19 protein-coding genes, 5 pseudogenes and 1 other annotated feature are annotated in these 22,489 nt (G+C 38.1%); of the genes and pseudogenes, 16 read left to right on the top strand and 8 right to left on the bottom strand.

Annotated features, from left to right (window positions below; genetic code table 11):
- Positions 1 to 24 precede the first annotated feature (24 nt).
- The gene (locus tag FTT71_RS05010) at positions 25 to 252 is read right to left on the bottom strand and encodes a helix-turn-helix transcriptional regulator (RefSeq protein WP_070153643.1); all 228 of its coding nucleotides are present in this window, start codon (positions 250 to 252) and stop codon (positions 25 to 27) included.
- Between the two features lie 113 nt (positions 253 to 365).
- Here FTT71_RS05010 and FTT71_RS05005 point away from each other — a divergent pair, with 113 nt between their 5' ends.
- From FTT71_RS05005 to FTT71_RS04975, 7 genes are all read left to right on the top strand, one after another.
- Positions 366 to 575 carry a hypothetical protein gene (locus tag FTT71_RS05005; RefSeq protein WP_000122748.1) on the top strand — a complete coding sequence of 70 codons (210 nt, stop codon included), beginning with the start codon at positions 366 to 368 and terminating at the stop codon, positions 573 to 575.
- Between the two features lie 19 nt (positions 576 to 594).
- A complete protein-coding gene (locus FTT71_RS05000) occupies positions 595 to 1,779 on the top strand; it encodes a site-specific integrase (protein WP_180160753.1) in 1,185 nt (394 codons plus the stop codon).
- On the top strand, positions 1,769 to 2,017 hold the full coding sequence (locus FTT71_RS04995) for a hypothetical protein (RefSeq protein ID WP_180160752.1): 249 nt from the start codon (positions 1,769 to 1,771) through the stop codon (positions 2,015 to 2,017). Before FTT71_RS05000 ends, FTT71_RS04995 begins: the two co-directional genes overlap by 11 nt.
- Before the next feature lie 69 nt (positions 2,018 to 2,086).
- Positions 2,087 to 2,629 carry a DUF1376 domain-containing protein gene (locus FTT71_RS04990; protein WP_180160751.1) on the top strand — a complete coding sequence of 181 codons (543 nt, stop codon included), beginning with the start codon at positions 2,087 to 2,089 and terminating at the stop codon, positions 2,627 to 2,629.
- A 10-nt stretch (positions 2,630 to 2,639) separates the two neighbouring features.
- The gene (locus FTT71_RS04985) at positions 2,640 to 3,386 is read left to right on the top strand and encodes an ATP-binding protein (RefSeq protein ID WP_180160750.1); all 747 of its coding nucleotides are present in this window, start codon (positions 2,640 to 2,642) and stop codon (positions 3,384 to 3,386) included.
- A gap of 206 nt (positions 3,387 to 3,592) precedes the next feature.
- Positions 3,593 to 5,533, top strand: coding sequence for a DUF4407 domain-containing protein (locus tag FTT71_RS04980; RefSeq protein WP_005085725.1), 1,941 nt, complete (start codon positions 3,593 to 3,595; stop codon positions 5,531 to 5,533).
- A gap of 12 nt (positions 5,534 to 5,545) precedes the next feature.
- Positions 5,546 to 7,000 (top strand): oxidoreductase, encoded by a 1,455-nt coding sequence (locus tag FTT71_RS04975; protein WP_180160749.1) that lies wholly within the window; start codon positions 5,546 to 5,548, stop codon positions 6,998 to 7,000.
- An 8-nt stretch (positions 7,001 to 7,008) separates the two neighbouring features.
- Here the strand turns inward: FTT71_RS04975 and FTT71_RS04970 are convergent, their stop codons facing one another.
- From FTT71_RS04970 to FTT71_RS13375, 3 genes and pseudogenes are all read right to left on the bottom strand, one after another.
- On the bottom strand, positions 7,009 to 8,073 hold the full coding sequence (locus FTT71_RS04970; RefSeq protein ID WP_180160748.1) for an HNH endonuclease: 1,065 nt from the start codon (positions 8,071 to 8,073) through the stop codon (positions 7,009 to 7,011).
- Positions 8,060 to 8,581, bottom strand: a pseudogene (locus tag FTT71_RS13420) (GIY-YIG nuclease family protein); the annotation flags it as partial. The gene FTT71_RS04970 and the pseudogene FTT71_RS13420, both read right to left, overlap by 14 nt.
- 99 nt (positions 8,582 to 8,680) lie before the next feature.
- Positions 8,681 to 9,259: pseudogene (locus tag FTT71_RS13375) on the bottom strand (class I SAM-dependent methyltransferase); the annotation flags it as partial.
- A gap of 151 nt (positions 9,260 to 9,410) precedes the next feature.
- Here FTT71_RS13375 and FTT71_RS04960 point away from each other — a divergent pair.
- The 8 genes and pseudogenes from FTT71_RS04960 to FTT71_RS04925 all read left to right on the top strand — a co-directional run bounded on the left by FTT71_RS04960 (position 9,411) and on the right by FTT71_RS04925 (position 17,913).
- Entirely contained in the window at positions 9,411 to 9,740 is a 330-nt protein-coding gene (locus FTT71_RS04960; RefSeq protein WP_180160746.1) for a DUF4236 domain-containing protein, read from the top strand.
- A 123-nt stretch (positions 9,741 to 9,863) separates the two neighbouring features.
- A pseudogene (locus FTT71_RS04955) lies at positions 9,864 to 10,739 on the top strand (IS5 family transposase); the annotation flags it as partial.
- A 516-nt stretch (positions 10,740 to 11,255) separates the two neighbouring features.
- Entirely contained in the window at positions 11,256 to 12,089 is an 834-nt protein-coding gene (locus FTT71_RS04950) for a vWA domain-containing protein (protein WP_180160745.1), read from the top strand.
- Complete coding sequence (locus tag FTT71_RS04945; protein WP_180105955.1) at positions 12,089 to 12,817, top strand: hypothetical protein; 729 nt, start codon at positions 12,089 to 12,091, stop codon at positions 12,815 to 12,817. The genes FTT71_RS04950 and FTT71_RS04945 overlap by 1 nt, the downstream gene beginning before the upstream one ends.
- Before the next feature lie 9 nt (positions 12,818 to 12,826).
- Positions 12,827 to 14,566: a protein kinase family protein gene (locus tag FTT71_RS04940; protein WP_180160744.1), complete on the top strand. Its 1,740-nt coding sequence runs from the start codon at positions 12,827 to 12,829 to the stop codon at positions 14,564 to 14,566.
- A 62-nt stretch (positions 14,567 to 14,628) separates the two neighbouring features.
- Positions 14,629 to 15,847: pseudogene (locus FTT71_RS04935) on the top strand (IS3 family transposase).
- Positions 14,904 to 15,020, top strand: a sequence feature (AL1L pseudoknot). Its footprint overlaps the pseudogene before it by 117 nt.
- A gap of 164 nt (positions 15,848 to 16,011) precedes the next feature.
- Positions 16,012 to 16,590: a LexA family transcriptional regulator gene (locus tag FTT71_RS04930; RefSeq protein WP_004871202.1), complete on the top strand. Its 579-nt coding sequence runs from the start codon at positions 16,012 to 16,014 to the stop codon at positions 16,588 to 16,590.
- 15 nt (positions 16,591 to 16,605) lie between these two features.
- Positions 16,606 to 17,913, top strand: coding sequence for a Y-family DNA polymerase (locus FTT71_RS04925; RefSeq protein ID WP_180160742.1), 1,308 nt, complete (start codon positions 16,606 to 16,608; stop codon positions 17,911 to 17,913).
- Here the strand turns inward: FTT71_RS04925 and xseB are convergent.
- From xseB to tet(39), 4 genes and pseudogenes are all read right to left on the bottom strand, one after another.
- Positions 17,910 to 18,104 (bottom strand): exodeoxyribonuclease VII small subunit, encoded by a 195-nt coding sequence (xseB, locus tag FTT71_RS04920; RefSeq protein WP_004644823.1) that lies wholly within the window; start codon positions 18,102 to 18,104, stop codon positions 17,910 to 17,912. The genes FTT71_RS04925 and xseB overlap by 4 nt on opposite strands.
- Positions 18,097 to 19,359, bottom strand: a complete 1,263-nt coding sequence (gene xseA, locus FTT71_RS04915) for an exodeoxyribonuclease VII large subunit (protein WP_180160741.1) — start codon at positions 19,357 to 19,359, stop codon at positions 18,097 to 18,099. Before xseA ends, xseB begins: the two co-directional genes overlap by 8 nt.
- A gap of 248 nt (positions 19,360 to 19,607) precedes the next feature.
- Positions 19,608 to 20,195 (bottom strand): annotated as a pseudogene (locus FTT71_RS04910) (recombinase family protein); the annotation flags it as partial.
- Between the two features lie 239 nt (positions 20,196 to 20,434).
- The gene (gene tet(39), locus FTT71_RS04905) at positions 20,435 to 21,622 is read right to left on the bottom strand and encodes a tetracycline efflux MFS transporter Tet(39) (protein WP_087551687.1); all 1,188 of its coding nucleotides are present in this window, start codon (positions 21,620 to 21,622) and stop codon (positions 20,435 to 20,437) included.
- Between the two features lie 65 nt (positions 21,623 to 21,687).
- Here tet(39) and FTT71_RS04900 point away from each other — a divergent pair, with 65 nt between their 5' ends.
- Positions 21,688 to 22,329, top strand: a complete 642-nt coding sequence (locus FTT71_RS04900; protein ID WP_004787586.1) for a TetR/AcrR family transcriptional regulator C-terminal domain-containing protein — start codon at positions 21,688 to 21,690, stop codon at positions 22,327 to 22,329.
- Positions 22,330 to 22,489: the final 160 nt, after the last annotated feature.

The following is a 22,489-nucleotide window of genomic DNA, read 5'->3' as shown; positions in this document are numbered from 1 at the left end:
TTATGTGACCATTTGTGACCAAAACTAATTATTATCATTTTGATTATTATCAATTTTCTTGAAAACCAATAAATCACCCACTTCAACATCTAATGCAATACAAATCTTATCAATTGTCTCAAAATCAATCCGTACAGATTCATCATTATAAAGTTTATGCAAAGTAGATTTATTAATTCCAGTACTTCTTACCAGATCAGCAACCTTTAGCTTCCTTTCTGCCAATAAAACAGCCAAGTTTGAAATAATCATAAAATTTCCTAGTTATATAATAAAAAGTACTTGCAAAGACATAAATGTGTGATAATTTACATCTTAGGAATAATTTTTCCTAGTTACCTAGTAAAAAAATATGAGGCTCTATTATGTCATATACCTATCTCACAGCCCAGCAACTGGCTGAAAAAATCCAGTACGACGCTCGTACCATTCGCAACCAACTGAAGGACAGTGTCTTTATTGAAGGTGTTCATTACATCCGTCCTTTTGGTGGTCGCAAAATTCTTTTTGTTTGGGAACGTATTGAAACTGAAATGCTTAAATTCACTGGTTTAAGTATGGATGCTCTTCAATAAGGTTCAGGAGGTTTAACCGATGGCTACCATCCGGGAAAGAAGTGGCAAACTCATTGCCGATTTTCGCTACATGGGCATCCGTTGCAGAGAAACAACCAATCTTGAAGACAATGCCTATAATCGCCGAATTTTAAAAAAACGTCTCGAGCAGCTTCAAGCTGAAATTACTTTGGGAACTTTTGAATACGAAAAGTATTTTCCAAAAAGTAAACGTGTTGAGGAGTTTAAGGAAAAAAGAAGTCAGCAAATCGCTGTACAAACCAAGGTTCCTCTTTTTAAAGAGTTTACTGAATTGTGGTTTAAACAGAAACAAATTGAATGGAGAGATTCATATCAACAAAAGGTTTCAATTGTAATCAAAAACTATTTGATCCCCGCTTTTGGTAATCAGGTTCTCTCAAAAATTAAGAAGTCAGACTTGCTGAACTTCCGTGCTTCCCTCGCCAAAGTGACACACGGAAAAGATCAAACAAGTCTGAAAGCATCGAGGATCAATCAAATCATGACGCCTTTACGTATGATACTGAATGATGCGGCAGAACGATACGATTTTGAGTCGCCGTATAAAAATATAAACAATCTGAAGGAAAGTAAGATCGAAGTCACACCTTTTTCTCTGGAAGAGGTGCATAAAATTCTCACTGCGGTGCGTGAGGACTTTAGGCCTTATTACACCATTCGCTTTTTCACAGGTATGCGTACCAGTGAAATCGATGGTCTGCAATGGAAAAATATCGACTTGCAACGTCGTGAGATCCATATCCGTGAAGCGTTAGTGAATGGTGTTCTTGGTGGAACCAAAACGTATGGTTCTGACCGCACGATCCAGATGAATGACCGGGTATACCAAGCCTTTCTGCAACAGAAAAGCCTCAACAACGGAAAATCGGACTTCGTCTTCTGTAACCGTGATGGCGGTCCTCTAGACTACCGTTTAGTTAATAAGCGTGTATGGCACCCTATCCTGCGCTTTTTAGGATTAACGCCTCGTCGTGCTTATCAGACACGTCATACAGCAGCAACGCTCTGGCTGGCGGCAGGTGAAAATCCAGAATGGGTCGCTCGCCAATTGGGGCATTCAACCACTGAAATGTTGTTCCGGGTCTATAGCCGCTACATTCCGAATGTTACCCGTCGCGATGGCAGTGCTTTTGAAGCCATGCTGGAGAGACTCACTACCGAGGAGCTTGCACATGAACAATAAAGCTTTCCTTGGCGGTGTGGTGGTCAGCCATGAAGCAGATAGGGTCGCGCGTGAACTCATTCATGAGTTACACATTCCCAAACTGCACAATCTGGCCTTTTTGCTGGAAATCAATAAATGCTTCGATGATCACCAGGCGTTGAGACTTTGGCTACAGCGAATGCTGGATGATGGACAAGCCCATTACGACGACTTGGCCCAACAGGCTCGCCTTCGGTTAATGAGCTTAGCTCCTTGATCTAATAAATATACAAGGTCATCCAATCGATGACCTTAGCCCCTCTATCCCTATAAAAAAGGTGAACACATGCATAAAGATATTTCAATTTGGATGCCACTCTATATTGGCGACCTACAGGCGAAATTTGCACGAATGACAGCAGAACAAGTTGGTGCGGCACTGCTGTTAATGATGGATTTCTGGAAAAATGGTGCCATTCCTCACGACCTAGCGACTGTATGTAGCATCACGAAATTACCGCAGCACACCAAGGCTAAAACTTTGTTAAATACGCTGATGGCCCTAGAATTGTTTGAAGTCGAGTCTGAGCAGATTCATTCAAATTTCTTAAGCAGTTTAAAAAGCCAGGCATTGCAAAATCAGCAAATGAAATCTGATAAAGCTAAAAATGCAGCTCAGGCACGTTGGGGGAAATCCGCTAGTAATGCTCAAGCATCAACCAAGCAACGAAAAGTAAATGCTCAAGCAGCTCCTGAGAAGAGCCCGAGTATTACTCAAGTCATGCTTGAACCATGCCCTTCATCTTCATCTTCATCTTCATCTTCATCTTCATCTTCAAATTTTGAAGAAAAAAATGAGGATTTTTTAGAAAATTCCAAATGGATTTAGGAGAGTGATCATGAATACCATGCTTAAAACGCTCCAGTTTCGCACAGAAACAACGGAAACACTTTGCCCTACCCATCATATACCCCTGATGGAAATCGCTGGTCACAAGCTATGTAAATTGTGTGCCAAAGAAACCGTCCATCACTCACATGCAGCCTATGCAGATGAGTTGCAACAGCGATTGCTACAACAGAAAATCAAAAACTCAGGGCTCAATAAACGCTACCTGGATCGTGGCTTCAAGAATTATGTAGTTGCATGTCCTGCACAAGACAATGCCATCAAACTATGTCAGGCTTTTGCACAGCAGATTATTTCTGACCATTATCCAAACCTACTGCTCATTGGTACACCGGGTACAGGAAAGACTCATCTGAGTGCGTCAATCATTCGCAACATTCTGCATAACAGTACAAAATCTGCACGCTACTATACCAGCGCAGAAATTGCTCAAAGAATGATGGATACCTGGTCAGATGCTTCACGCTCTGAGAAAGAAGTCATCGACCATTTCTCCAGTTTTGATTTATTGGTGATTGATGAATATGGCCTGCATGATCGGCATGAAAAACGCCTGGAGATGGTGCATAAGGTCTTATATAGCCGTTATGACAACATGAAATCTACTCTGCTGATTTCCAATTTCACAGTCCAAAATATGCAGCGAGATTTAGGTGTCCGATTATGGTCACGGTTGCATGAGAACCACTTGATTGTAGTACCGTGTTATTGGGATGACCGACGAATAAGCGGATAATCGCAACTCTCTCTTAAGCCAATTATCTCACTGAAATAATTGGCTTTCTCTAACGATTCCAAACGTTCAATCAAATAGACAATGCCATCCCATCTAAAACTTATTACAGTGTTCTTATTAGTTTTTACCAAAAATTAAAACAATAATGCACAAAAAATTACAATAAGATACACTTAAGTTCAAATTAAACCCACCTACGTCACATTATGAATAAAGAACCAAATATTCTTATTAAATTCTGGGATTTTTTGACACTCAAAACCTACCATAAAAATTTATTGACAAGTGGTGGTTCGACTTATCTTACAGTTATTTCATTTATCATGATTCTTGCTGCTTTGTCGGAAGGTTTCGCATGGGGGTTTTTAGGTAGTACTTTTACTCCTAATTCACCTTACGTCGGCTGGACTATAGTAGGTGGATTCGTTTTTCTTCTAATGTGGTTTTTCGACCGATCAATGGCATCTGCTGATCTATTAAAAGATGAACATGAAAAAACCTTGAATGGTTTGCAATTAACAAAAGAACCTTTTTATTCACGGTCGGGTATCAAATCATTCATAGCAAAATATTTTCCATTTGCTATCAGGATTGGAATTGTCTGTTTATCTTTATATATTACTGCACCTTTTTTAACTCAATTAGTTTTTAAAGCAGATATTGATAATAAAATGATGGAGCAATACAAAGACAATATTGCTCTAGCGAAAAAAAATGGACTGGAAAGTCGTGATAAGAAAATTGCAGAGCTTGAACAGTTAGTCAATAATACTAATGAAAAATTACAGGTAGAAATCAGTGGCAAAAGTGGCACTGGATATGGTCGTGGCTACGTTGCTCAAAGTATTGAAAGGCAATTAGAAACATTACAATCAGATTTAAAATCAACTCGTATAGAAAGAGAAAGTTTTTTAGCCAAATTTGATCAAGCGGTTGATCGCGGCAATGAAGAAGAATTAAAAAAATATGGGATTACCATTACAAAGGATAGCCCAATATTTAGGCAACAAGCCATTGAAGAATTTGAAAATCAAAAAGCTTTTAATCAAACAAAATATGCTGTAGATGTTTTTTTAATTATTCTCGGAACGATATTAATCTCTGCAAAACTTATGCAACCTCGTACTTTGCAGATGTATTTCTCAAGTCGCTTACAAGAGAAATGGGCGTTATATAAACTCGGAACATTCGACAAATATTTGCCGGAACAGGAACGAAGTGATCTTATTCTACAAACTAATCAGTCTATTCCGGAAGAATTTGAGGAGATCATGGTTCAATATGCTCAAGACCAACGTGAACGGAAAAAACAAGAAATATTAATGATTCAAGAAAAAGAAAGACTTACTCGAGAAAAGCAGCAGAAGCAATTGTTAGAAGAAGAGCGTTTACTGGCCAAAGCGAAACAGGAACAAGAACGCCAAGAATTAGTCGAAGCTGAACTAAAAAAAGCACAACAAATTCATTTTGAACGTCTTGCCAAAGAAAAAGCTGAGATTGAAATGCGTGAAAAATCTCGTGTGTTTTATGAAGGGCAAATTCTAAAAGCTTTAAATGAAGTAGAAGAAGCTGAAATAGAATATTTAAACAAATTTTCTAAAAAAATAGATCAACTAGAAATTGACGAGAAAAACTTAATTGAAGAGCTCCATGATATTGAACGTACTTATAAAAACCATGAAGACAATATCGATGCTCGCAACAAACGAATTAGTATTGCTGAAGCAGATTTAGCTGATATGCAAGACCTAGCACGTAAACTTCAGCGCCCAGAAGAAAATCATACCATTGAAAGTTTGCGAGCCTTTACGACTGCAGAGTCTGCGGTCGTGGAGCAAAAGACCTATATTAAAAACATTAAATCTTCACTACTAACTTTTGAAACAGATCAGAAGTATTTTCAAGAAAGTATGGCTCGTATTCGTGAACAATTAAGTAAAACTAGAGCTACATTAACTGAGCTCAAGGAACCTTTAGAAATTATTTCTACCTTTCGTTCCAAAATTGAAGCACGAAAAATGGAGCTATTAGGAGCTGAGGGCTTAATTGATACGCCATATGAACCACACCATGATGAAGAGATACCGATGTTGGTAGAGAAACTGAAAAGCCAGCTTTCGACTCAAGTACCGTCGTATATGTCTTAAGAATAAATTTATATGATTTGGTTAATTTTTTTCGTGGTGACAATTTTAGGCTATAGCAGTTTTATTTTTATTAGAAAGATAAAACTGCATCGTAGTCGCTGTGAGCATATCCGTGCAAGTTTACATTTACCTACAAAAAATCAGAAAAATGATTATTCAGTTTTTTTTCCAGCAGGCTTAGCTATCGGTGAGTATTTATGGCAAGTTTACAGTATTGATCCAAGCGTAATTAAAGCCGTCGATTTTAGTAGCCAGGAAGAGTTAAATTCAGCATTAGATGTCTCAAATTATTTAATGTTGAATATGTTAGAGAAAGATGAAACTTCTTTATCAGGCTTTAGAAATCGTCTAATCGGTTATATTGGTGAACAAAAAGTAAGTGATCTGTTAGATAGACAAACCCATGAAATTGTCTGGGCTAGCACATCCAATCAAGAAGTCTGGGACTTAAAAATTGACGGTGATCTCGTAAATGTCAAAACCATTCTAGATATAGACAGCATTAAAATGACAGCTTTGGCACATCCAGATGTGACTTATTTAGTGCCTGAAGATACCTATCAAAATATTGGAATAGATAATATACAGCCATTAGAAGGTTTGAGTCATGCCGATATATCGCAACAATTTGACTCTACCATCGAACAGGCAAATGGTAATGCTGCCTTAGATTCATTCGATCTACATTTGCCTATTGCAAGCGGAATAGCTGCATTCAATGAAAGACAACGATTATTAAAAGCCGGTGGAGATAAAAACTCGATAAATAAGAACGTTCTTATCGACTTTTCTTCCAAAACTGTAGGGAGTCTGACCATGGCAAAAGTTGGTGCATCCATCGGGCTTGGTTTAGGGAGTCTTGTGTTTATGCCAGTTATTGGAGGTGTTATAGGAGCAGGAGTTGGCGCATTAATCGGTTCAAAAGTGGGAGGTGGCTTTGGTAAAAAGATCAAAGAGTTAGAATTACAAAAAGAAAAGCTTCGTTTGGAACAAATGCTGGATAAATTTGGTCTTCAATACTTACCGTATATTAAAAAATTAAAACACCAAGCTAGTATACCCTTACAAAAGCAAAAGCAAGCATTTCAACTAATCGAACAGAGATACAGTCAATATCTAACATCACAAAAATGGAAACATTATTTTTTCCCCGATTTAAATTTTATTTTTTATGATGAGCTAAAAAAAATAGCTAAGAACAACTTAGATAAGTCTTCTACCAAATTTCAAAATATCGAAAATACACTTATGGCTATAGAAAATGAGAAAAACTCAAAAGCATTGGCAATCTTAGTATTAAATAGCATTTATTTACGTGATTTCCTTCATATAGATCTGGTGCAAATTAAAAAAATTTATGACCAGAAACGTAAAATATATATTGAAAGGTACAAATTATATCCTGATCAATTTCCATTGACCCAAGATATCATCAACTACAATAAACTATATAAACAAGGGATCTAAGGTCTTTCTTATAAACCAATAGATCGAAAAATTTGCTTATCTTTTCCGCCCAACCAAACTAAATACTTATTCTCTATTGCCTGCTTATACGCCCAATCGGCAACCCGATGCGAACGTTGCAGATCGGTTAGAAAACCTAATTGGGAAATTTCCTGAACAATAGATTGATCATGCAGATGATTACGTTCTCTCCATTGATCTAGGAATCGCTCGGATGCCAGATAATTACTTTTCTGTGAATTACATTTATCATCTGCTAGAACAAAGTTATGTCCGGTATCGGCAGGATATAAAGACCATGGAATAAAATGATCCACGGCATATTTTGAATTTTTGAGACTTTTTCCACAGTAAAAACACTGGCATTGCTGTAAGTCAATTAAGAAGTCTGCGACCTGCCCCAATTGATTACGAGTTGGAGCAAACATGAATTCATCTAGGTCAGGCAAACCATCCAGTACCACCAGGTTCTGCTTGTTTAGCCGAACGAAATCAATCCAGCGTTTCTGACACAACTCTTCAATGATTTCACTAAATTGTCTTAAGCAATACATCACCTTGGGCAACAGCTTGAGGGACTGCTTGGAATCTTCAAGATTATAGAGAAATTCTACGATTTGACCATTTAAATTCTGCAAATATACTACCGGCATTTGCTTTACCGTTGTAGCAACAGTTCGCTTCAGCCTGTTCCAGTAAAGTACATCCTTTCTCAACGCGGCCAAGGTCTTGAATTGTTGCTGTGCATTCTGAATTTCACTGATGATCTTTGCCTGCTTACCAGTGCTTTGATGAATAGTAAAAGGCTCGTACTGGTTAAACTGAAACGGCAGTGACTGTTTCCAGTACAGGTCAATAAACTTTTCCGCAATATCCTGATATTCTAAATGCAAGGCAGCACCGGTATCTTGACCCTGTTCAATCGCCAGACGCGTGATACTTATCAGCAAAGCAAACTTATATGTCGAAGTAAAAGTCCCTGACTGCAATATCTGCTGAATATGCTTCAAGAATTTCAGCTGCTCGTTGGGTGTAGGTTTATTATTTTCTATTAAGTGATCATCCTGCCACATGTTGAAGCTTCACCTGTCTTTGCAATCCTGCTTCCGTAGCGATTTCCATCATTTTCGCATTTTGAATGGCTTTTTTACGCATAGCTGAAAGGGTTTCTTTAAACTCGTGCTGATTACCTTTCAAATTGAGTGGCAGTATCGTTTGTTCAAAAACCTTTTCCTCAACATTCCAAGGTTCTTCACAAATTATCCAGGACACATATGCATTATCTTCAAGCCATGCATCCAGCCATTGTTCACCTGAATGCGTGAAAGTCATGCGATTACCTGACCCTACTCTTCTAAGCGGATACCCACTCATCTCAGCCAGAAGTATGCCCAATGTTCGTCTTAGCGTTGAACCTTCAGCGTTACCTGCAAAGTGTGTTTTAAGCCGTATTCTCAAGTTTGATTTACTATTTGGTTTGGTCTTCTTGTCAGGAGATATACCAACATACAACAAAGTATATTCTTGATACCTTATACAGTTTTTTATTGGGATTCCCGGTGGATTTGTTTTGAACCACCAAAAATAAATCCCGTGTTCTGCAGGAATCAAAGAGGGCTCTTTCATTAATTCGGCACGACTGTATAAACGCTGTGGGTAATAATCAAAAGCATGTGATTGCTTTTTCCATATTACGTTGATCCACTCTTCTGTACGGTCTGGACGTTTATCTACAGTAATCCATTGCTGTAACAGTAAAGCCTGATCTATTTGTTTGAGTAAGTCGTAAGCTTGTTGCTCATTCAAGTCAGTAAAGCTGCGCCCTTCTTTCTCACGGTCTGTATCGCCATATTTAAAAGACATATAACACACACCATTTGGCTTTAATGCTTTAAATATGCGCGCCAGCACTTCAGTCAGGCGATCTCTTTCACAGTGCAAAAGAGAAGCACAAGCCCAAATCCCATCATACTTAGCTAGTTCATTCAGCTCATAAAAACTTTGCTGACGTACCTCGATGCCTGTCAGCTCTCTCGCCTTTTCAACCAGCTCAGCAGAATAATCAATTGCCTCAACTTGATAGCCTTTTTTCTTAAATGCCAAAGTGTCCCGCCCCGAGCCACAGCCCAAATCCAGGATCAATGCCTGTTCGGGCAAATATCTTAGAAATGGTGCGTAAAGACTTTCCATCTCAACCTGATAGGTATTTTCAAAAAATGCTTGAGCATGTTGATTGTAATAATTTGATGTTTGATTCATTGTCTAAAAGCCAATATCTTATGTTAAAGAACATACTGATATTTCACTAGCTAAGTCAAATGATCAGTCCTATGAATGAATCAAACTTTTATTTCACTGTATCCCGACAACTGAGATAGAAACCAAACTGGTTCTTGTAAATGGAAAAAATATGGGCTTCAGATTTCGCAAGAGTATTAAAATATTACCTGGATTAAAAATCAATCTGACGCATAAAGGCATCAGCAGTGCAAGCATTGGCAAACCTGGTGCTTCTTTAAATATTGGCAAAAAAGGCACCCGAACCAGCGTTGGTATTCCAGGCACAGGCCTATCCTATTCCAAGCACCAGCCCTATAAGAACAGAGTTGGCAACCAAAAAAATCCTACTCAGGAACAACAACCATTCTATACATCAAATACTGAGAAACCCAAATCGAATGTCTGGATTTGGGTAATTTTTGGATTATTTTGTTTTATTGTCGGGGCTATTATTTTTTAGAATTAGCCGACCTTTGTACCCATAACATTTATTCCGCTAGGGGCTTTGCTGCACAACCCTATCTGTAAAGGCTTATCTAGCAATATAATTCTCAAATGTATAAGCCCGCACCTAAAACCTATCGCACAACCAAAAGGCAAACATGGTAGAAATCAAACTTATTCTGATGCGGCTATTCAATGCTGCCTTATGATCAAATCACTATTTCGACTCTCTTTACGCATGGTCACTGGCTTTGTTCAGAGCCTCATTAAACTTTGCGGCTGAGCAGCCCCGAATATCAGTGATATTCGTATTCGACTATTTGTAGAAGACAAAAGCATATTGATATTGCAATTCACTATCAAAAAAAGTCGTGATGGTCTCCACCTACTCGTCGACTCTACTGGCTTGAAGTTTTTAGGTGAAGGTGAATGGAAATGTAAGAAACATCAGCCTGAATATCGTCGCCAATGACGTAAACTTCACATTGGTATAGATGCTGAAACGCTGCAAATACGGACCGTTCAGCTCACGACAAGCAATGTCAGTGATTCACAAGTACTCGAGGATTTACTTGATCAAATTCCACTTGATGAGCAGATTGATTCTGTCTATACAGATGGTGCTTATGACACGAAACACTGCAGAAAAGTCGTTTCAGATCGACAGGCACATGCGGTGATTCCGCCAAGAAAAAATGCGAAGCCCTGGAAAGACAAAAAGCTGAGATCTTTAGAAAGAAATGAATTGTTGAAAACGGTTAAATGCCTAGGAAGAGCAATAGAAAGAAATGAGTTGTTGAAAATGGTTAAATGCCTAGGAAGAGCAATTTGGAAAAAGTGGTCTGGGTATCATCGCCGAAGCTTGGTAGAAACCAAGATGCATTGCATCAAATTATTGGGAGATAAACTCAGTGCACGGAGTTTTCAAAGCCAGGTGAATGAGATTCATGCACGTGTGGCAGTATTAAATAAATTTATGGAATTAGGCCGAGCTCATACCCAAGTTGTCACTTAAATTTGAGTCGCTTAGGGTAGTTCTATTTTTTAAATCTTTGTGCAACAAAGCCTTGCATAAGTATAACTGAAAATAATACTTCTAAGTTGCCTATACGGCAGTGAACAACATGCTGGTCATTTGATCAAATGTCTGGGCTTTCTAAGCTGCCTATAATTCCATCAATTGATTGCGAACTACTGCTATATATTAAACCTCTTGCGAAAGTGTGCTTTTAACTAATTTTTGAATCAGCTAAAATCTTATAAAATATAGCTCACTGCTGTTTAAACTTTGACTAATGCAAGGTCTACTCAAAATTAATAAAAAATCATGAAATATAAATTGTTAAGTTAAAAATAAGAGTAATTATGGGCAAGCAAAACAAAGGGCATCACTAGAAAAGTGTATAGCTCAAGCACAACAGCAAAAATCGGATGTAGGACTAAATATTATTGAAAATTCACTATTTATAATGGATAAAATCCAATAGAGTATTTATCATAACTTTATAGATATATTTAAAAAGAGGAAAAAATGTCACACGAAGCACAAATTAGTAGAACTTCGCCAACAGCATTTTTGTTTTTAGTTGACCAATCTGGTTCTATGATGGACAAAATGTCTTCAGGACGAACTAAAGCAGAATTCGTTTCCGATGTCCTTAACAAGACACTTATGGACTTAATTACAAGATGCTCTAAATCAGAAGGTATTAGAGATTACTTTGATATAGGAGTCTTAGGATATGGTCATCAAGGTGTAACCAACGGGTTTAGTAGTACTTTAGGTAGTCAGGTAATGAACCCAATTTCATTACTAGAGCAAAATCCACTTAGAGTCGAAGATCGTAAACGTAAGATGGATGATGGGGCTGGTGGAATATTAGAAGTTGCGGTTAAATTCCCCATGTGGTTTGAGCCAACTGCTAATGGTGGAACTCCTATGCGTGCAGCATTAACTAAAGCGGCTGAAGTATTGGCTGAATGGTGTGATGCTCATCCAGATAGTTATCCTCCAACAATTTTACATGTTACTGATGGGGAGTCTAACGATGGTGATCCAGAAGAAATCGCTAATCATCTGAGCCAAATTGGTACAAATGATGGTCCGGTATTGATTTATAATTTACACGTAAGTGCTTTAAGTAATTCTCCAATCATTTTACCTTCAAGCGAACATGTTTTACCTGATGCCTATTCTAAAATGTTATTTAGAATGTCTAGTGAGTTGCCTGCTCATTTAGTGGGTTATGCACAAGATAAAGGTTTCAAAGTAAGTGGTGAATCACGAGGCTTTATTTTTAATGCCGAAGCTTCTGATATTGTAGATTTCTTTGATATTGGTACAAGAGCTTCTCAATTGCGATAATGAAAGTTATTTTTCAGGGTACTCATCCAAAAGAAATTGGGGAAGAGAAAGCAAATGAAGATTCATTTGCTTTCTCCAACGATTTAGCTAAATTCATTCTATGTGATGGAGCTAGTGAATCTTATAATTCTCAATTATGGGCAAAAATTATTTGTAATTCTTTTATTGAGAGTGATGATATTAATGATGATTGGTTAAATAATGCAGCCAAAGAGTATGTATTAGAACATGATTTTGATAATATGAGCTGGGCCCAATTATCTTCCTATCAGCGTGGAAGTTTTTCAACATTTACTAGTATTAACGTAGATCTTGTTAATAAAAAAATTATTACAAGATTATTTGGTGATAGTTTTATATTTTTTTTCAAGAAAAATAATGGAAAGTATAAATATCATAAAACATTTGATATTCCGGATTTTTACGCAAATCCGACATTAATCTCTACAAAAATTGAATTAAATAGGGCTATCGATTTCAATAAAGAAAATAGTAATCATTATTTGGATATACCAATTTTATCAAATGATGAATCTATAATAGCTATATGTGCAACAGATGCATTGGCAGATTGGTTTTATAGAGCTATGATGGTTATTGATCATAATAAGTTAGTTAATATATTTCTTACCATTAATGATAGAAAATTTAACAAATTAGTAAGATTTAGTCGTAATAGGGGAAGTTTAAAAGTGGACGACACTACTTTGGTGATCTTAGAGATATAGTATACGGTCATGAGTTATCCATCCTTTGAGAAATACAATGAAGCATTTCAGCTTCATAGTAAATTATTAACAGATAGTGAATTAGCAAAAGGTAACGTCAAAAAGACGGGACTCGGTGTACCTTTGGCTATTAGTGGTGGATTTGCCTTAACTTATACAATTGAATGTGGCTCAAAAAAATATGCTGTAAGATGCTTTCATAAAGAATCAAAATCTTTAGAGCAGCGTTATTTAGAAATTTCTAAAAAATTAAAAAGCCTGTCTTCTGCATTTTTCTTGGATTTTGAATTCCAGCCTAAGGGGATTATTGTAGATGGTAATTCATATCCAATTATTAAAATGGCATGGGCTGTAGGAACTACACTTGGTGAGTTTCTTGATGATAATTATGATAATCAATTATATATAACTAATTTATCAAATGCCTTAGTAAAGTTATCAGAATATTTAGAAGGTAATTCAGTTTCTCATGGTGATATACAAACCGGAAATTTAATGATTTCTAATTCTGGATCTTCAATCCAGTTGATTGATTATGATGGTATGTACATTGATTCCATAGCAAGTTTGGGTAGTGCCGAATTAGGACATATTAACTTTCAACACCCTTATCGGGCTAAATTAAACCCTTATAATAGTAAACTTGATAGATTTTCATTGATATTATTATGGCTGGCCTGTAAAGCATTAGCAACTGATTCTACTATTTGGAATAAAACAAAATCGGATCAGGATTCAGTTGTATTTCGTTCGACAGATTTTACTAATCCTAATGCCTCTCAAACATTCGCATTATTAAGTACATATCCGGCTTTAAAGGAACATGTTAAAAACTTTGCTGCAATATGTAATGTTACTAAATTGGAAAGTATACCAAGCTTAAGTGACTTTATTACTGGTCTGAATATACCTAATTTAAGTAATGTTCATATTATATCTAAGAATGTTAGCCGTGCTGTTATTGTTAATGAGTATGTAAGTCCATATCCAGTTATTTCAGCAATGGATTATAATGCTTGCCTTCAACAAATTGGTAACCAAGTTGAAGTAATTGGTAAGATTACCGATGTGACTCAAAATTTCACTCGATATGGCAAGCCATATGTATTTATCAATTTTGGAGATTGGAAAGGTAATATCTTCAAAATTACAATTTGGAGTGAGGGCTTAGATGCCATTATAGATAAGCCTGATAGTTCTTGGATTGGTAAATGGGTAAGTATTAAGGGCTTAATGGAAGCACCTTATAAGAGTAAAAAATATAAGTATTCTCATATATCAATTACTGTATCAAAGAAAGGTCAATATTTTATAATTGATGAGATTGAAGCTAAGAAACGATTAACTTATAAAAAACAATCTAGTACAGTAAACAATTCATCAATAAGAGTATCTAATAAAGATATTTTAACTCAGATAACTGGACAATCTATTTCTGTAAAGAATAGTCAATCTGTAAGTACAAATTCTACTAATACAGCTAAATCTTCTAATCAAGCTATTTTGAGTAAAATACATTCTACAACTAGTAATACTATAAATACTTCCTCTAATAACGCTATAAATAGTTCAAATCGGAAACCAATTACAACTGCTAATAATCAGAAAATTACTACTAACTCCCAAGTATCAATACCTACAAATAATTCTTCTCAAAATAATGTTAGGAAGGGATTTAATGGTGAACAAGTAATTACTTGGGTGATCTGGATTGTAATTATTTTAGTGGCATTGAAGGCTTGCAGTTGAAATTTAAGGCAATGAACCGTACCGGGTTTGTCGGAGACCAAGCTTTCTGAGAGAATGTCCCGATGAAAAAAGTAAAATATACCCCTGAAATCAGAGAAAGAGCGGTTCAATTATTGATTGAATCCGAGAAAGATTATCCATCGAATTGGGCTGCGATCACCGCTATTGCTCCCAAGATAGGTTGTACTCCTGAAACTCTACGTGTTTGGTATCAAAAATATTTAGATAAACAAAACCCAATTAAAGTACAGCAACTTTCAGATCAAGAACGTATTAAACAACTCGAACGTGAAAATAAAGAACTGCAACGTGCTAACGAAATTCTACGTAAAGCAGCCGCTTTTTTCGCCCAGGCGGAGCTCGACCGCCCACACAAATAATGGTAGATTTCATCCATAACAATAAGGCGTTATATGGTGTTGAGGCGATTTGCAGGATTTTACCGATCGCGGCTTCTACCTATTATCGAACACTAGATTTCGTTGAAAACCCAGAACATCGAGCAAAGCGAGATCTACATGACTTGCATCATGCTGAACAAATTAAACGAATTTGGAAGGAAAGTTCAGGTCGATATGGTGTGCGTAAAGTTTGGCAAAAATTGAAACGTGAAGGCTATGTTATTGCTCGCTGTACAGTTGCTCGATTGATGCAAAAACCAGGTATACAAGGTGTTTGGCGTGGTAAGAATAAACAAACTACCCGTAGCCGAGAGGATCAAAAACGAGCAGATGACTTGGTGAAACGCAATTTTAGTGCTGATCATCCTGACCAGCTATGGGTCGCTGACTTCACGTATATTCAAACAAATTCAGGCTGGGTTTATACTGCATTTATTATTGATGTCTTCTCACGAGCAATTGTTGGATGGAAAGTATCGACACGGATGAATACAGATATGGTGCTCGATGCACTTGAGCAAGCGTTACATGCTCGAGACATGCCAAAGAATGTGATTCACCATAGTGACAGAGGGGTTCAATATCTTTCCATTCGCTATACCAATCGTTTAGAAGCAGCAAATTTACGAGCATCAGTCGGTACGACCGGTGATTCATACGATAATGCTTTGGCTGAAACAGTGAATGGCTTATACAAAACAGAGGTGATTGAATATTTAAAAGCAGATTGGCAAGGTTTAGCGGATGTACAACTTGCGACATTAAATTGGGTAGATTGGTTCAATAAAGAGCGTGTACATAGTGCACTAGGTTATGTGCCACCTTTTGTTTTGAAGCAATGTACTATGATAAAATTAATCCGTTAGGTCAGGTGGCCTAACTTAAATAAAAAGTCTCCGACAAACCCGGTACGGTTCAGAAAGTTTGCAATAGCCTTTATGGGAACCATAAGGTTTATTAACCATTCATCGAAATAGTCTTGAATCTGTAACACATCCAGTCATATATTTGATTACGTCACAAAATCAAAAAAGTAGATGAGTCATGAGCAATAATCGTGGGGGAAGCCGAGAAGGTTCCGGTAGAAAGCTTAAATATAATGAACCTACAAAAACGGTAAGAGTACCTGTATCTAAAATCATAGAGATCAAGAATTACCTCAACGAGGCAGAGAAGCAAAGCTTCAATGATGTGGCATCCATCACGCTTGTAGATCCTACAACACTTATGCACATTCCCTTGGCTTCAGAAAAGGTTGCTGCCGGTTTCCCTTCTCCTGCCCAGGACTATGTCGACAAAACTTTGGACATGAATGAGCACCTCATTAAAAATGAAGCCGCAACCTTTGTTGTGAAAGTAGCTTCACTTTCCATGAGAGATGCAGGTATTGAGATTGATGATGAACTGATTGTAGACCGGAGCATTGAAGCCAAGCATGAAGACATCGTGATTGCACTGATCGACGATGAGTTCACCGTAAAACGTCTCATGATTGAAGGTGATCATAACCATTGGCTTAAAGCAGAGAACCCTGAGTATTCTGACATTCATCTAAAGGATGGGCAGGAAATGGTGATTTGGGGTGTAGTGACTTTTGTCATCAAGCCATTCAGAAAGCGTTAATACTTTATTGGTTTCATGCTTATGCAAGCATCTCACCAGAAGATCTACGCTTTAGTAGACATCAACAACTGCTATGTCAGTTGTGAACGCATCTTTAACCCAAGTTTGAACAATAAGCCTGTCATTGTGCTATCCAACAATGATGGCTGTGCTGTAGCTCGATCTCAGGAAGCCAAGGACTTGGGCATTAACATGGGTGTTCCTCTCTTTCAGATCAAGGACATCGTAGAGCAACATCAGGTGCAGGTGCTATCGAGCAACTATGCACTGTATGCAGAGATGTCTCGCAGATTCATGAAAATCCTGTCCGATTTCGTATCTCCCAAAGAGCAAGAGATTTACTCAATTGATGAGTGCTTTCTGGATCTGACAGCTCATTCAGGGAATTACGACTTGACTGAATATGCCCATCAGATTCGTCAGCGTGTGCTTTCTTGGCTTGGTTTACCTGTATGTATTGGCATTGGACGCTCAAAGACTGAAGCGAAACTAGCGAACCATATTGCCAAGAAGAACGCTTACTTCAATGGTGTTTGCAACTTGGTTTCAATGGATCCATGCTCTGCTGAAACTCTGCATCAAGCCATAGATGTTGGTGAAATCTGGGGCATAGGCCGAAAGCATTCTAAGAAGCTCAACAGCCTGGGGATTCATTCAGTTATGGATTTTGTCTTGGCTTCCCCTCTGATGATCAGGGACCAATTTTCTGTAGTGATGCACAGAACCTTATTGGAACTGCAGGGAATTGCTTGCATTGAACTGGAACATACGCCACCAGCCAAGAAGCAAATTATTGCGAGTCGCTCTTTTGGTCAACGCATCTACCATATTGATGATCTCAAGGAGGCTATGTCGCTATATGTCATGGATGCGGTTAGCAGACTGAGAGATGATAATCTGTTGTGTGGTTGTCTGATTGGTTTCGTACAATCAAACCCATTTGATAGCTCAAAGCCCTTCTACAATAAGTCTTTATCCTTGGCTTTACCAGAACCTACCGACAACTTATTGCTGCTATCTAAACTCGCTACAGCGATGATTGATGGCCTGTATGCCAAGGACATTGCCTTCAAGAAATGTGGCGTGATTCTGACGTGTCTCGAACCAAAGGCAAGACATGTATATGACATGTTTACCGACATGAAGCATATCGAGATCAGTGACGCTTTGATGGATTCCCTTGAAGCGATTCATCTTAAGTATGGCAAAACCAAGATTGCCTTGGGCGCAAGTTTAATGCCGAACAGAACATGGAATATGTCACGAAATCGGCTAACACAGAACTACTTTAAATGGGATCAACTGCTAACAATTAAAGATTAATCCTTAAAGCTTTCATTCAATGCTTGTTGTACTGCATCAATGCGTTGCTTACAGTTTTTATAAGCTGCCATGGATTCTTCAACAACTTTCATTAGGTTATCAATGTCCGGCTCCTCTTGAGACTCTAGAAGCTCAGCATTCTTCTTTAAGATGTCATAGCCTTCTTTAAATGTTAGTTGTTGTTCACTCATTTGGTTTCACCTGTAAAACTTGTGTATTGATTAAACCATCATGTAATTGAATCGCCAAAGTTTGATCCTTGGCTTGATGAATGGATGTTATAGCCTTCCCTCCACTACGAACGATGGCATAACCTCTAGCCAATACATTTGTAGGGTTTTGGATCAGCGTCATTCGCATCAGCGTTTCCACATTAAGCGTTGCTCGTTTCAATTGTTGCTGAGCAAAGTAATGGACATTCGTCTTCACTTGGTCAGCTTGTTTGCTGGCTTGATTAAGTTGTGCCTGAGCCATAGATTTGGTGATTTGCATTAACTGATCATTTTGGCTTTGGTACACTTGGATCTGCTGCTGAGAGTACAGTTGGATGGATTGAATGAAAACCTTGACCTCATCTACACGTTCAGCGATATGGTTTCTAATACCACCAATCACTTTACTCGGTGTATCAAAAGATCGTTGTGCAATTTCATCGAGAATGGTCTTATCTCGTTCATGTCCAATACCAACCCAAATAGGTACTGATCGTTTGCAAAGCAAAGCAGCTAGGTCGTAATCATTCAAGTAAGCCAAATCATTGACAGCACCACCACCACGAATGATGACAATCAAGTCAGGAGGTGTTTTGTATTCATTCGCCCACTGTCTTAATCCTTGGCTTAAAGAAGCAATGATACTTGCTGCTGCTGTATTACCTTGAAATGTTGCTGAGTGATAGATGAATTCACAGACCCCAGCTTTATGCAGAATATCAGCATCCTTCCTAAAGTCTCCTAATCCTGCAGCTTGTTCAGGTGCAATGACGAGAACTTTGTTGATGTCAAATGGTGTAGGGAGCTTCTTATTCTTGTCAATCAAGCCATCTTCTGTGAGTTGCTTTACGATCTGTTGGTAACGTCTCGCAAGATCACCGAGCGTAAAGCTTGAGTCAATATCCTCAATGTTTACTGAGAACCCATATTGTGGGCTAAAGCTGGCTTTGACTTTAATCAGAACATTCAGGTCCTTTGACAGCTCCATTCCACTTTCGTTCTGAAACTTGTACAGAAGCTTAGCTGCAGTGGACTTCCAAATGGTTCCTTTACAAGATGCAATGACTTTATCAGTGCCCTCTTCTTTTTCAGCAAGTTCTAGGTAGCAGTGACCACTCTTGGTGTTCAGGCTTCTAATTTCAGCTTTAACCCATACAGGATCACCAAAGGAAATCTTTACGATCTCTTGAACTGTTTCGAGGTATTCACTGAGGGAAAGCTGTTGATCAGGCATACTTAGTTTTTATGAATTGTAATTGTCAAAGACTATAGAAAGTTTGGCTTATAGGCAAACACCTATAGGTTATGAAGTAATAATGCCACTTCATGTATCGCAAGTCATGCCGGTTAGGGCAGTGACGATAGAAACCAAAAAAGTGGCTAACATTTCAACTAAAGGTCTTCAATGGCTACTCGAATCCTGCCTTGTTGTGCACGAGATTCGACAAGCTGATTCAGCTCTGCATCTTCTCCTTGGTTCATTACTCGATACACAGTAGCTACCCCACAACCAACAGCTTTCGCAATTTCCTGCTTAGTCATGTTATTTGTAGCAAGCAACTCCTTGATTCTTTTGTGCTTGGCTTCATTTGGTTTCTTACCTGATGGTTTGTACCCTGAACGCTCTAAGCCTTGCTTGATCCTTTCTATACGTTTCTCGTTATCCAAACGAGCCATAGTAGCAAGTAGATCAATCAGCATATTGTTGATGAGATCTAGGATCGAACTTGTAATACTGTCATTGGTTTGGATTAGTTGATGAGTAGTCGGAAGGTCAGCAACTACTAAGCGAAGCCCCTTCTCTTGGATTCTACGCTTAAGTTCTTGGAAGTCTGCTTGGCTTAGACGGGACAGACGATCAACGCTTTCTACCAATAACGTGTCGCCTTGGTTTGCTTCTGTGAGCAACCTGTTTAGTTCAGGACGATCCAACTTCGTCCCTGAGAAATTCTCAATATAGGTAACCGATTCACCTAACTCGAGCCTTTGGTTTAAGTCATCTAATTGGTTTAGTGCTCTCTGTGCATCTTGATCTTTGGTTGAAGCTCTTAAGTAGATTCTAGTCGTCATGGTTTATCATTTGAGATTATTGAATATACTACAATGATACAGCTATCATTTAATCAACATAACAACTCTAATGATATTTCGTTGTAACTAACTGTTTCCTTATCATTCGGGTATACTCTTTTGATAAAAAAAGCATGACTAAAAGCCATGCCTTGGGTGGGAATTCGTATAACGTGTATTATGTTAATTTTAGATAAACTATAGAATCCATTAGTTTTTAAACCAATAAATTAAATATTTTATGGAACTCCAGAATATTTATTCAGGCGATACTTAAGCAATAAGGGTAGGGTGATTACATAAAGTATTGCAGCTAATGCCCATACCATTCCAGGAGCTGATGCCTGAGTCATAAAATAGAGGCTAGTAACTAATACAGGACCAATTATAGCCCCCAGACTATTAAAACTGCTTAATAGCCCTTGTAATTCACCTTGTCTTTCATCACTAATACCTCTGGACATCATTGCTTGCAAAGCAGGAACGGCTACTCCACCAAGGGCAAACAATGGTAACAACGCAAAAGGCACCCATTCTTCAACAGCAATAGATAAAAGAAGTAAACCAATTGCATCGCAAGCTATTCCACATAACAACGTATTTTTCTCTCCAAACCTCTTTACCATAGGGGCGATAGCAAAAGCCTGTGCAATAGAATGGCATATTCCATAACTAGCAAGGGAAACACCTGCAATAAATATACTCCAGCCATAACGATCCTGCCCATAGATAACCCATAAAGTTGCGGGGACTTGTGAAACCAATGTGATAATTAAAAAGATACCAAGCAATGGAGCCATATTAGGTTGAGTGATCAAATAGGATAATTTCTTTAATATTGATTGCTCCTGAACCTTCTCAGTCATTTTATTGCTGTGTTTTGATTCTTTTAATAAGACTGCTGTCATTATTAAAAGAATCCCATTCATAAAAGCAGCAGCAAAGAACGGTGCATGTAAGTTCCATTCACCCAAAACTCCACCTATTACCGGACCCGCTATAAACCCAATACCAAAGACAGCTCCAAGGAGACCAAACCTTTTTGCACGCTCATGGGCTGGAGTAATATCTGAAACATAAGCTGTTGCAACAGCCATGTTGGCACCTGTAATTCCCGCAAAAATACGACCAATATATAGCCACAATAGAGAAGGAGCAGCAGCCATTAGGAGATAATCAGCCGTTGCACCAGCAATTGAAATAATTAATACAGGTCGACGTCCAAATCGGTCACTCAACGCTCCAAGGATAGGTGCAAAAATGAACTGCATCAGAGCATACACAGCTAATAAAGCACCATAGTGAACACCGCCTGCTTCAGCTCCAGCCAATGACCGTAATAATTCAGGCAAGATCGGCATAATTAAACCAATCCCAACAGCATCCAGAAATATAGTGATTAAAATCACGCTCAATGATTTCTTCACAAATGCCTTCTCTAGCAATGATAGAATTAATATTCTCTCACACACTCCCTATCAGTGATAGATTTATGAGTAAAAAAGATATTGCACCTCAACGTCTGACACGTGAAATAGTCCTGCGTACCGCATTGGATATGTTGAATGAAGAAGGCATAGATTCAATAACCACACGCAAGCTAGCTCAACGATTGGGTATTAAATCTCCAACTCTATATTGGCATTTCAAGAATAAATCCTTGTTAATGGAAGCAATGGCGGAAACCATTATAAATGAACACCATTTAGTTTCTTTACCCATCGATGGGATGACATGGCAAGATTGGTTGCTCGCTAATTCTGTAAGCTTTCGTCGAGCACTACTAGCTTACCGTGATGGTGCTCGTCTACATGCAAGAACTAGCCCCAGTCAAGGACATTTCAACACGATTGAGGCCCAAGTTGCGCTGTTATCTCATGCTGGGTTTTCTCCTGTTGAAGCAGTTGCATTACTTATGACATTAGGAAGGTTTATTGTTGGGTGGGTCCTTGAGGAGCAGCAAGAAGAAATAAGATCAGACCCACCATTCGAAGCCGATCCAACTATATATCCACTCATGCTCCAAGGAGTGAATACCTTACAAAATATGAATGCGGATGACATTTTTGAAAATGGGATTCGTATGGTGATTATCGGTGCTGAAAGACAACTTGATATTAAAATGCAAACTTAACTCTATACTGCTTTAAGCAACTGTTCTATTTAGGGCACTGTTGCAAATAGTCGGTGGTGATAAACTTATCATCCCCTTTTGCTGATGGAGCTGCACATGAACCCATTCAAAGGCCGGCATTTTCAGCGTGACATCATTCTGTGGGCCGTACGCTGGTACT

Origin of the sequence: Acinetobacter sp. YH01004 (assembly GCF_013420455.1) — a bacterium.
GTDB lineage: Bacteria > Pseudomonadota > Gammaproteobacteria > Pseudomonadales > Moraxellaceae > Acinetobacter > Acinetobacter towneri.
This window is presented reverse-complemented; position numbering and strand designations above follow the sequence as displayed.

Coding starts and splice junctions, on each gene's coding strand:
- FTT71_RS05005 (WP_000122748.1), top strand. CDS start 366: ATGTCATATACCTATCTCACAGCCCAGCAACTGGCTGAAAAAATCCAG.
- FTT71_RS04960 (WP_180160746.1), top strand. CDS start 9,411: ATGGGCTTCAGATTTCGCAAGAGTATTAAAATATTACCTGGATTAAAA.
- FTT71_RS04975 (WP_180160749.1), top strand. CDS start 5,546: ATGATTTGGTTAATTTTTTTCGTGGTGACAATTTTAGGCTATAGCAGT.
- xseA (WP_180160741.1), bottom strand. CDS start 19,359: ATGCCTGATCAACAGCTTTCCCTCAGTGAATACCTCGAAACAGTTCAA.
- FTT71_RS04900 (WP_004787586.1), top strand. CDS start 21,688: ATGAGTAAAAAAGATATTGCACCTCAACGTCTGACACGTGAAATAGTC.
- FTT71_RS05010 (WP_070153643.1), bottom strand. CDS start 252: ATGATTATTTCAAACTTGGCTGTTTTATTGGCAGAAAGGAAGCTAAAG.
- FTT71_RS04930 (WP_004871202.1), top strand. CDS start 16,012: ATGAGCAATAATCGTGGGGGAAGCCGAGAAGGTTCCGGTAGAAAGCTT.
- FTT71_RS04990 (WP_180160751.1), top strand. CDS start 2,087: ATGCATAAAGATATTTCAATTTGGATGCCACTCTATATTGGCGACCTA.
- xseB (WP_004644823.1), bottom strand. CDS start 18,104: ATGAGTGAACAACAACTAACATTTAAAGAAGGCTATGACATCTTAAAG.
- FTT71_RS04940 (WP_180160744.1), top strand. CDS start 12,827: ATGAGTTATCCATCCTTTGAGAAATACAATGAAGCATTTCAGCTTCAT.
- FTT71_RS04980 (WP_005085725.1), top strand. CDS start 3,593: ATGAATAAAGAACCAAATATTCTTATTAAATTCTGGGATTTTTTGACA.
- FTT71_RS04945 (WP_180105955.1), top strand. CDS start 12,089: ATGAAAGTTATTTTTCAGGGTACTCATCCAAAAGAAATTGGGGAAGAG.
- FTT71_RS04970 (WP_180160748.1), bottom strand. CDS start 8,073: ATGTGGCAGGATGATCACTTAATAGAAAATAATAAACCTACACCCAAC.
- FTT71_RS04995 (WP_180160752.1), top strand. CDS start 1,769: ATGAACAATAAAGCTTTCCTTGGCGGTGTGGTGGTCAGCCATGAAGCA.
- FTT71_RS04985 (WP_180160750.1), top strand. CDS start 2,640: ATGAATACCATGCTTAAAACGCTCCAGTTTCGCACAGAAACAACGGAA.
- FTT71_RS05000 (WP_180160753.1), top strand. CDS start 595: ATGGCTACCATCCGGGAAAGAAGTGGCAAACTCATTGCCGATTTTCGC.
- FTT71_RS04925 (WP_180160742.1), top strand. CDS start 16,606: ATGCTTATGCAAGCATCTCACCAGAAGATCTACGCTTTAGTAGACATC.
- FTT71_RS04950 (WP_180160745.1), top strand. CDS start 11,256: ATGTCACACGAAGCACAAATTAGTAGAACTTCGCCAACAGCATTTTTG.